This is a genomic window from Acidovorax radicis (genome assembly GCF_020510705.1).
GTDB classification, from domain to species: domain Bacteria; phylum Pseudomonadota; class Gammaproteobacteria; order Burkholderiales; family Burkholderiaceae_C; genus Acidovorax; species Acidovorax radicis_A.
In genome coordinates this window covers 410,473-419,700 of the sequence record NZ_CP075184.1, presented here as the reverse complement: position 1 = coordinate 419,700, position 9,228 = coordinate 410,473, and the positions used below count along the sequence as shown (strand labels likewise).

Sequence of the window (9,228 nt, the reverse complement as noted above, 5' to 3'; positions counted from 1 at the left end):
AGATCCGGTCGTCCAAGTCGTCAGGCGAAAGACTTCTTGAAAGCGGCGATGGCGCTGGTCAACTCGGCTTCGGCATCCTTGTCCAGGGCCTTGCTCTGTTCGATCTTGTCGAGCAGGGCGGCGTGGCTGGTCTTGAGGAATTGGTGCAGACCGTGTTCAAAAGGCAAAACCTTCTTCACTTCGAGGTCGTCCAGGAAACCCTTATTGACGGCAAACAGCGTGGCACCCATCAACGAGATGGACAACGGGCTGTACTGGGCCTGCTTGAGCAGTTCTGTCACGCGGGCACCGCGGTCAAGCTGCTTGCGGGTTGCTTCGTCCAGATCAGAGGCGAACTGCGCAAAAGCCGCCAGTTCACGGTACTGCGCCAAGTCGGTACGGATACCGCCGGACTGTCCCTTGATGATCTTGGTCTGCGCTGCAGAACCCACACGCGACACCGAGATACCCGCGTTGATAGCAGGACGGATACCGGCGTTGAACAGGCTGGTTTCCAGGAAGATCTGGCCGTCGGTGATCGAAATCACATTGGTTGGCACGAAAGCGGACACGTCGCCGGCTTGCGTTTCGATGATGGGCAGAGCCGTCAGCGAACCGGTCTTGCCCTTGACTGCACCCTTGGTGAAAGCTTCGACATAGTCGGCATTCACGCGGGCTGCGCGTTCGAGCAGGCGGCTGTGGAGATAGAACACATCGCCGGGATAGGCTTCGCGGCCTGGTGGGCGGCGCAGCAGCAGCGAGACCTGACGGTAGGCCACGGCCTGCTTGGACAGGTCGTCATACACGATCAGCGCGTCTTCACCGCGATCGCGGAAGTATTCACCCATGGTGCAGCCAGAGTAGGCCGACACATACTGCATGGCAGCCGATTCGGAAGCCGAAGCAGCGACCACGATGGTGTAGTCCATGGCGCCGGCTTGTTCCAGCGAGCGGACCACGTTCTTGATCGACGATGCCTTCTGACCGATGGCAACGTAGATACAGGTCACGCCTTGCCCCTTCTGGGCAATGATCGCGTCGATGGCGACGGCCGTCTTTCCGGTCTGGCGGTCACCAATGATCAGCTCGCGCTGACCACGGCCCACAGGCACCATGGAGTCGATGGATTTCAGACCGGTTTGCAGCGGCTGGTCCACGGACTTGCGTGCGATCACGCCAGGAGCAACCTTTTCGATCACATCCGTCATCTTGGCATTGATCGGGCCTTTGCCATCGATAGGCTGACCCAGGGCATTCACCACGCGGCCAATGAGTTCGGGGCCCACGGGCACTTCCAGAATGCGCCCCGTGCACTTGACGGTGTTGCCTTCGGAGATGTGCTCGTATTCACCCAGAATCACGGCGCCGACGGAGTCGCGCTCCAGATTCAGCGCCAGGCCGTAGGAGGGAACGCCCTCTGCATTCGCGGGGAACTCCAGCATTTCGCCCTGCATCACGTCCGACAGGCCGTGAACGCGCACGATACCGTCAGACACGGACACCACGGTGCCCTGATTGCGGATATCGCTGCTGGCAGCCAGACCTTCGATGCGGCTCTTGATGAGTTCAGAAATTTCTGCGGGATTGAGTTGCATGACTCTTTCCTTCCTTCTTTGGTTCGCTGTCCTCGTCGCGCATTACGCGATGAGGGCCGCTTTCATTTGTTCAAGACGGGCCTTGACCGAAGTGTCCAGCACCTCGTCACCCACCACTACGCGAATGCCACCGATCAGGGAGTTGTCCTGCTGAACGGAGAGATTGAGCTTGCGGTCAAAGCGTTTTTCAAGCGCAGAGCCCACCTCAGCCAATGCAGCGGCGTCCATCGGAAAGGCGCTGTACACCACGGCATCCGATGAGCCATTGCGGCGATTCACGAGGGCACGAAACTGCACAGCGACTTCCGGCAGCGCGTTGAGGCGCCCATTGTCGATAACCGTGCGCAGGAAGTTCTTGGCCGTGTCGGACTGCGCCAAACGCGCAACACCCGTGACAACAGCAAACACCTGGTCTGCTGTCACCTTGGGATTGTCCGCCAGCTGACGCAACTGGGGGTTGGCAGCAATAGCCGCCAGTTCATCGACCCAGGCAGCAGTGCTGGCCAGGTCCATGCCCGCACCCGCAGTTGCGGCCTTGAACAGGGCATCGGCGTAAGGGCGGGCAATGGTGGCGAGTTCAGCCATGAGTGTCCCCTTACAGCTCGGTCTTCAGGCGGTTGAGCAGGTCGGCGTGAACGCCGGCATTGACTTCCTTGCGGAGAATCTGCTCAGCACCCTTGACGGCCAGCGCAGCCACCTGCTCACGCAGTGCTTCGCGGGCTTGCACCGTTTGCTGTTCGGCTTCGGCACGTGCGGAGGCAACAATCTTATTGCCCTCTTCCGTGGCCCGTGCCTTGGCTTCTTCGATGATGGCCTGGGCGCGTCGGTCGGCATCAGCCAGACGGGACGTTGTCTCGTTGCGCGCTTGTGACAGTTCCTTTTCGACGCGCTGGTTGGCAGCGGTCAATTCGGATTTGGCACGGTCGGCGGCAGCGAGGCCATCGGCGATTTTCTGGGCTCGTTCATCCAACGCCTTCGCGATCGGCGGCCACACGAATTTCATCGTGAACCACACCAGGATCAGGAAGACGATGGCCTGAATGAACAGGGTCGCGTTGATACTCACGGCAACACCTTTCTAGAGTGGCGTTGAACGGGAATTACTTGGGCATGTTGACCAAGAAAGACGACAGGAAGGGGTTAGCGAAGGCAAACAACAGAGCGATAGCCACGCCAATCAGGAACGCAGCATCGATCAGACCAGCCAAGATGAACATCTTGGTTTGCAATTCGTTGATCAGTTCAGGCTGACGTGCCGACGATTCGAGGAACTTGCCACCCATCAGCGCGATACCGATGGAAGCGCCAATAGCGCCCAGACCAACGATCAGACCACAAGCCAGAGCGACGAGACCGAGAATGTTTTCCATGATGACTCCTGAGTTAAAAAAAGTGAAGGAAAGAAAAAAACGAAAGGGAAACTTAGTGCGCGTTGTGCGCCTGACCAAGGTAGATCAGCGCCAGCATCATGAAAATGAACGCTTGCAGCGAAATCACCAGGATGTGGAAAAGCGTCCAGATGGTGCCAGCAATCACGTGCCCCACCGGCAGCAACACGCCAGAGATCGACATCGCTGCGGCGCCGCCCATCAAAGCGATCAGCATGAACACCAACTCACCCGCATACATGTTGCCGAACAACCGCATGCCATGCGAGACCGTGTTGGCGACGTATTCGATGACCTGCATCAGCAGATTCACCACACCAAGAATCACCGCAAAAATGGGGTTCTTGCTGGTACCAAAGGGTGCAGAGACCAGTTCATGCGCCCAGCCACCAGCGCCCTTGATCTTGACGCTATACCAAAACCGCAGTGCAAGAATGGCGACCGCCAACCCCAGGGTCGTGGACAGGTCAGCGGTGGGCACGACACGCAGGTAGGCATGCGCAGTGTCATGGCCTGCGGCGCCATAAATCTGACCCCAGACCGCTGGCAACAAGTCCACCGGCAACATATCCATGAAGTTCATCAGGAAGATCCAGACGAACACCGTGAGACCCAGAGGGGCAATGAACTTGCGACTTTCGGCGCTGGGAATATTGGCCTTGGCCTGGTTATCAACCATCTCCACCAGCATCTCCACAGCCGCCTGGAAGCGACCTGGCACACCAGAGGTTGCCTTACGGGCGGCTGACCACAGGACCAAAAGCGTGAGAACACCCAGAACCAAACCCACAATGATGGAGTCGTAGTTGATGACGGTGAAGTCAACAATCTTGGTCTGGTTGATGTTTTGAAGATGCTGCAGGTGGTGAACGATGTATTCACTTGCAGTCGGAGCGTGCGCTTCTGCGGCCATCGGACAACTCTTCTCTCTATCAATCGGTTTTTCGGACACTAGGTCGCACCAAAAGCGCCGCCCAGTACGTTTTCATTGTGATCACCATGCCTACCAGCAAAGCCATCCAGCTCAGACCTGGCACCAACCTAGGTGCCGCCGCAAGCAGCGCCACCGTCAAAACAATCTTCACGATCTCCCAGCCAAAGAACCCCAGCATGGCGGCCCGCGGATTGGAAGATGCCTTGTGACGAGAAACCCCGCGTGCAAACAAGGCCGCCGGAACCACCACCGCCAAAGCACCGTAGGCCGCCGACCACCCCACCACCGCCCTGCCCGTCAACGCCCAGGCCACCAAAGCCACCAGCACGCCAACCAGCGCTTGACCCACTACCACCCTCACCACCGAAATGGGAGGATTTTTGCGTCGCCACAATGCTGCCTCTTGGGCAGTCAGGGGCTTGAAGTCAGGTTCTTCAGCCTCAGCTTCAGTCTCAGGGGCGATTGTTTTCATGCTTGAATGACACCCGCGTTACTGACTGCAACTTTCACAAAGCCTCTAATTATAAGTAAAAACCCGTGGCGCACGACAAAAATCCGCCGACCTGCGTGTAACGGGTGCTTAGTCTTGCCCCGTTGTGGTGATGTGCCAACGACCTTCGCCATGCCCCGACCACCCGCCAGCACCAATTTGGAGCATGCCATGCACACACATCTCATCGAGACAATCCGCCCATAGCGCTTGCCAGCAAAGCGCTTAAAGCTATCAAATCAGAAGCAATTCGACAAAGGCCTTCCGCATGACCTCCTCCACCCCAGCGCCTGAAAACGAGTCCAGCCTACAGAGTAGCGATGCGAGCAAAGACTCCCTGATCGAATACCCCTCCCAGTTTCCGATCAAGGTCATGGGCGCCAAGGTAGACGGGTTTGTGCACGCAGTCACCGAAGTGGCGCGCCAGTTCGACCCGACCTTTGACGCAGCGTCCATTGAACTGCGCGACAGCCGCGCGGGCAACTACCTCGGCGTCACCATCACCATCACGGCCACCAGCCGCGAACAACTGGACAACCTATACCGTCGGCTGTCGTCGCACCCCATGGTAAAGGTGGTTTTGTAGGCCTGACGGTCTGTAGGCATCGGCACACCCGCCGGCGCTCAGGCACCGAGGCTCTGGCCCGCTGACTTCTCAGGCACACCCCATGACGATCGACATTCGTACGCTGGGCCGCGTGGACTACGCCACCACGGTGCAGGCCATGCAGGATTTCACCGCGGCCCGCACGCAAGAAACGACCGACACCCTGTGGTTGTGCGAGCACGCCCCACTCTACACCCAGGGGATCGCAGGCAAAAGCGATCACGTGCTGAACCCGGGGACGATCCCCGTGGTCGCCACCAACCGTGGGGGGCAGGTCACCTATCACGGCCCTGGCCAGGTGGTGGCCTACCCGTTGATCGACCTGCAACGCACGGGCTACTTCGTCAAAGAGTATGTCTACCGCGTGGAAGAGGCGGTGATCCGCACACTGGCGCACTTTGGAGTGACAGGCCACCGCGTCGGTGGTGCGCCGGGCATCTACGTCCGGCTGGATGACCCACACAGCCATGCCATGCTGCCCCAGCGCCCCCAAAAACACGTCAACGTGGAAGCCTCGCCCCCCGACTTTGACGGGCTGGGCAAGATTGCCGCGCTGGGTATCAAGGTCAGTCGGCACAGCACTTACCACGGCGTGGCGCTCAACGTGGCGATGGATCTCGAACCCTATGGCCGCATCAACCCTTGCGGTTACGCAGGATTGAAAACGGTGGACCTTTCTACAATCGGGGTCCACACCACCTGGGAAGAAGCCGCGCAGGTGCTGGGCCTGCAGCTCAGCATCCGGTTGGCGCCCTGAACTCTGCCTACAGCCATGAGCACCCCTGAAGTCGTCCGCGAAGCGCAATCCACCGAAGCCTACAACCCCTTGGCCAAGCAGAAGGCGGCCGCCAAGTTGTCGCGCATTCCCATCAAGGTGGAACAAGGCGAGGTGCTCAAGAAGCCCGACTGGATTCGCGTGAAGGCCGGCAGCCCCACCACGCGCTTCTACGAGATCAAGGACATCTTGCGCGAGCACAAGCTGCACACCGTGTGCGAAGAAGCCTCGTGCCCCAACATCGGCGAGTGCTTTGGCAAGGGCACGGCCACCTTCATGATCATGGGCGACAAGTGCACGCGCCGCTGCCCGTTCTGCGACGTGGGCCATGGCCGTCCCGACCCGCTGGACAAGGACGAGCCCCTGAACCTGGCCAAGACCATTGCCGCGCTCAAGCTCAAGTATGTGGTGATCACCAGCGTGGACCGCGACGACCTGCGCGACGGCGGCAGCGGCCACTTCGTGGAATGCATCCAGAACATCCGCGAGCTATCGCCCCAAACCCAAATTGAAATCCTGGTGCCCGACTTCCGTGGCCGCGACGACCGCGCGCTCGAAATCCTGAAGGCTGCGCCACCGGACGTGATGAACCACAACCTGGAAACCGCGCCGCGTCTGTACAAGGAAGCGCGCCCCGGCTCCGATTACCAGTTCAGCCTGAACCTGCTGAAAAAGTTCAAGGCCCTGCACCCCAAGGTGCCCACCAAGAGCGGCATCATGGTCGGCCTGGGCGAAACGGATGAAGAGATCCTGCAGGTGATGCGCGACATGCGCGAGCACCACATCGACATGCTGACCATCGGCCAGTACCTGTCGCCCAGCAACAGCCACCTGCCCGTGCGCCGCTACGTGCACCCCGACACGTTCAAGATGTTCGAGGAAGAGGCCTACAAGATGGGATTCAGCCACGCCGCCGTGGGCGCCATGGTGCGCAGCAGCTACCACGCCGACCAGCAGGCGCACGCGGCGGGCGTGTAAGCCTGGCGCCGAGCAAGGCCGCAGAGCGCATATGGGTCCGGCTGGCTTGCTCTCTTTGCGACGCTACGGCGCATCCCCGGGCAGCCACAGCCACGACCACTTCCAGATCCTGCTGGGCCTGTTCGGCGCTTTGGATCTGGAGATTGCCGGACGTGGCGTGCGCGTGGCACCCGGCAGCGGCTGCGTGATTGCGCCGGGGGATCGCCACGACTTTGAATCGTCTCGCGGCAGCGTGTGCCTGGTGCTCGACAGTGCACACCCCGACTGGGCACGGTGCGCCAGCCCCCACGGCACGACCACGCCGCCCGCTGATGCACTGCCGCTTGCACACTACCTGGCCAGCGCATTGCAACAGGGTCGCCCCCTCGCACAGACCCACGGCCCGGCCCTGCTGCTGGAGGCATGGCTAGGCGACGGCAGCTCGCGCACTGCAGCGCCCGGTACGGCACGCAGACGAGCCATCGATTGGTCTGCGCTGCAGCAATGGGCCGCCGGGCAGTGGCACCGCGAACTCACCGTGGCCGACCTGGCCGCCCAGGTGCATCTGAGCCCCAGCCAGTTTGCCGCCCGCTGCCACGAAGACCAGGGCATGGGTGCCATGGCCTGGCTGCGCAGCCACCGCCTAGCGCAGGCGCGGCTGCTGCGCGGCGCGGGCATGGCCGTGGCCGAGGTGGCGCGGCGCACGGGCTACCGCTCGCCCTCGGCCCTCACGGCCGCGCTGCGCCGCACCGACAATCACCGTTGACACGCGACGATGCGCCCCCGTTGCGCGACGATGCGGGCGCGTAAGCTCGGCGCCATGCAAGCCAATCTGTACGCCCTGGGTGCCATCGCGCTGTGGGCCTCTCTCGCCTCGCTGGGCGTCTCGCTCACCCACATTCCGCCGTTCCTGCTCACGGGCATTGCCCTCATCATCGGCAGCGTGCCCGCCTGGCCGTTTGTGCTGCGTGACCCGTCGCAGTGGCGCATTCCGCTGCGCACGCTGGCGCTCGGTGTGTATGGCCTGTTTGCTTACCACTTCCTGCTGTTCATTGCGCTGCGCCATGCGCCGCCGGTAGAGGCCAACCTCGTCAACTACCTGTGGCCGCTGCTCATCGTGGTGCTCTCGCCCGTGGTGCTGCCCGGCGTGGCGCTGCGCCTGCCGCATGTGCTGGCCGCGCTGCTGGGTTTCGCGGGTGCGGCCATCGCCATGGCGGGCGGGCGTGAGCTGAGCGGCACGCTGGCCTGGGGCTATCTGCCCGCGCTGGCGGCGGCCTTCATCTGGGCCACCTACTCGTTGCTGACCAAACGCGTGGCGGCCTTCCCGACCACGGCCATTGGGCTGTTCGGCTTGGTGTCGGGCGTGTTGTCGCTGCTATGCCATGTGGCGCTGGAACCCACCGTGGCGCTGCAACCGCGCGACTGGGGGCTGCTGGCGGTGCTGGGCCTGGGGCCGCTGGGGGCGTCGTTTTTCATGTGGGACAAGGCGCTCAAGCTCGGGGATGCGCGGCACATCGGCATCCTGAGCTACATCACGCCGCTGGCGTCCACCGCGCTGCTGATCCTGGTGAGCGGCCGCACATTCACCTGGAGCATCGCCTTGGCCACGGTGATGATCATCAGCGCGGCAGTGATGGGGATGCGGGCGCGCTAACCGATGAGCTTTTAATCCGACAGGCCTCTAGCGCTTATCCATCAAGCGCAAATAGCTACCAATTTTATAGCAACTCACATGAACCGGCCCGCTGGCACTTCATTGCCCTTGGCGGCCCGCCCTGCGGTAAAACCAGGGCTGCACACGCACGCAGCCTTGCCGCATGACCACCCATACAACCAATATCACCAAGACGCCCTCCATTCCCGGCACTGCGGGATATGGCCCCATGCCGCCGCCCTGGCGACGCAGTATGAAAGCATCACGTTTGCCGACGTGCACCGCGACGTTCTCCACCTGTTTCCGCAGCGTCCCGGCCGGGTGCTCGATATCGGCGCTGGCTCGGGACGGGACGCGGCGGCGCTGACCCGAGCGGGTCACCAGGTGGTGGCCGTGGAGCCCACGGCCGCGCTGCGGCAGGAAGGCCAGCGGATTCACGCTGCGCTGCCCATCGAGTGGATTGACGACCATCTGCCGGAGCTTGCGGTGCTGCGCGGCAGCGGTCGCCGCTTCGACCTGGTCCTGCTGACCGCCGTGTGGATGCACCTGGATGCCCCAGAGCGCGAGACCGCGATGCGCAGCGCCGCAGCATTGGTCTCGCCGGGCGGGCGCATGGTGATGTCGTTGCGGCACGGGCCCGTGCCGCACGGGCGTCGCATGTTCGATGTGTCCGCACAGGCCACGGCCGAACAGGGGGCACGCCACGGGCTGGCCGTGGTCTACAGCGGCCGCCGCGACGACACGCAGGGCCGCGCCGATGTGCACTGGAGCGTGTTGGCGCTGGAGCGGCCCATCGAGCGGGTCGACACAAAAATCATGGCAAATCGACCTGTAGCGCTTTATCCATAA

Annotated in this window: 12 protein-coding genes; 6 read left to right on the top strand and 6 right to left on the bottom strand. The window is 62.0% G+C overall.

What is annotated here, in order from left to right; all coding sequences use genetic code 11:
- Nucleotides 1–20: 20 nt before the first annotated feature.
- The 6 genes from atpA to KI609_RS01885 are packed head-to-tail and all read right to left on the bottom strand — an operon-like array spanning nt 21 to nt 4,368.
- Entirely contained in the window at nt 21–1,574 is a 1,554-nt protein-coding gene (gene atpA, locus KI609_RS01910) for a F0F1 ATP synthase subunit alpha (protein WP_226446549.1), read from the bottom strand.
- Between the two features lie 42 nt (nt 1,575–1,616).
- Nucleotides 1,617–2,159, bottom strand: a complete 543-nt coding sequence (locus KI609_RS01905) for a F0F1 ATP synthase subunit delta (protein ID WP_226446547.1) — start codon at nt 2,157–2,159, stop codon at nt 1,617–1,619.
- A 10-nt stretch (nt 2,160–2,169) separates the two neighbouring features.
- On the bottom strand, nt 2,170–2,640 hold the full coding sequence (locus KI609_RS01900) for a F0F1 ATP synthase subunit B (RefSeq protein WP_226446546.1): 471 nt from the start codon (nt 2,638–2,640) through the stop codon (nt 2,170–2,172).
- 34 nt (nt 2,641–2,674) lie between these two features.
- The gene (gene atpE / locus KI609_RS01895) at nt 2,675–2,944 is read right to left on the bottom strand and encodes a F0F1 ATP synthase subunit C (protein ID WP_226446545.1); all 270 of its coding nucleotides are present in this window, start codon (nt 2,942–2,944) and stop codon (nt 2,675–2,677) included.
- A gap of 52 nt (nt 2,945–2,996) precedes the next feature.
- Nucleotides 2,997–3,875 (bottom strand): F0F1 ATP synthase subunit A, encoded by an 879-nt coding sequence (gene atpB, locus KI609_RS01890; protein WP_226446544.1) that lies wholly within the window; start codon nt 3,873–3,875, stop codon nt 2,997–2,999.
- 19 nt (nt 3,876–3,894) lie between these two features.
- Nucleotides 3,895–4,368 (bottom strand): ATP synthase subunit I, encoded by a 474-nt coding sequence (locus tag KI609_RS01885; protein ID WP_226446543.1) that lies wholly within the window; start codon nt 4,366–4,368, stop codon nt 3,895–3,897.
- 286 nt (nt 4,369–4,654) lie between these two features.
- On the opposite strand from KI609_RS01885, the gene KI609_RS01880 reads away from it, so the two are divergent.
- The 6 genes from KI609_RS01880 (at nt 4,655) to KI609_RS01855 (ending at nt 9,228) form a co-directional block, all read left to right on the top strand.
- The gene (locus KI609_RS01880; protein ID WP_226446542.1) at nt 4,655–4,972 is read left to right on the top strand and encodes a YbeD family protein; all 318 of its coding nucleotides are present in this window, start codon (nt 4,655–4,657) and stop codon (nt 4,970–4,972) included.
- A gap of 82 nt (nt 4,973–5,054) precedes the next feature.
- Entirely contained in the window at nt 5,055–5,750 is a 696-nt protein-coding gene (lipB, locus tag KI609_RS01875; RefSeq protein WP_226446541.1) for a lipoyl(octanoyl) transferase LipB, read from the top strand.
- Between the two features lie 15 nt (nt 5,751–5,765).
- Complete coding sequence (gene lipA, locus KI609_RS01870; RefSeq protein ID WP_226446540.1) at nt 5,766–6,746, top strand: lipoyl synthase; 981 nt, start codon at nt 5,766–5,768, stop codon at nt 6,744–6,746.
- Between the two features lie 31 nt (nt 6,747–6,777).
- A complete protein-coding gene (locus KI609_RS01865; RefSeq protein ID WP_226446539.1) occupies nt 6,778–7,491 on the top strand; it encodes an AraC family transcriptional regulator in 714 nt (237 codons plus the stop codon).
- Between the two features lie 54 nt (nt 7,492–7,545).
- Nucleotides 7,546–8,379, top strand: a complete 834-nt coding sequence (locus KI609_RS01860) for a DMT family transporter (protein WP_226446537.1) — start codon at nt 7,546–7,548, stop codon at nt 8,377–8,379.
- A gap of 78 nt (nt 8,380–8,457) precedes the next feature.
- On the top strand, nt 8,458–9,228 hold the full coding sequence (locus KI609_RS01855; RefSeq protein ID WP_413463363.1) for a class I SAM-dependent methyltransferase: 771 nt from the start codon (nt 8,458–8,460) through the stop codon (nt 9,226–9,228).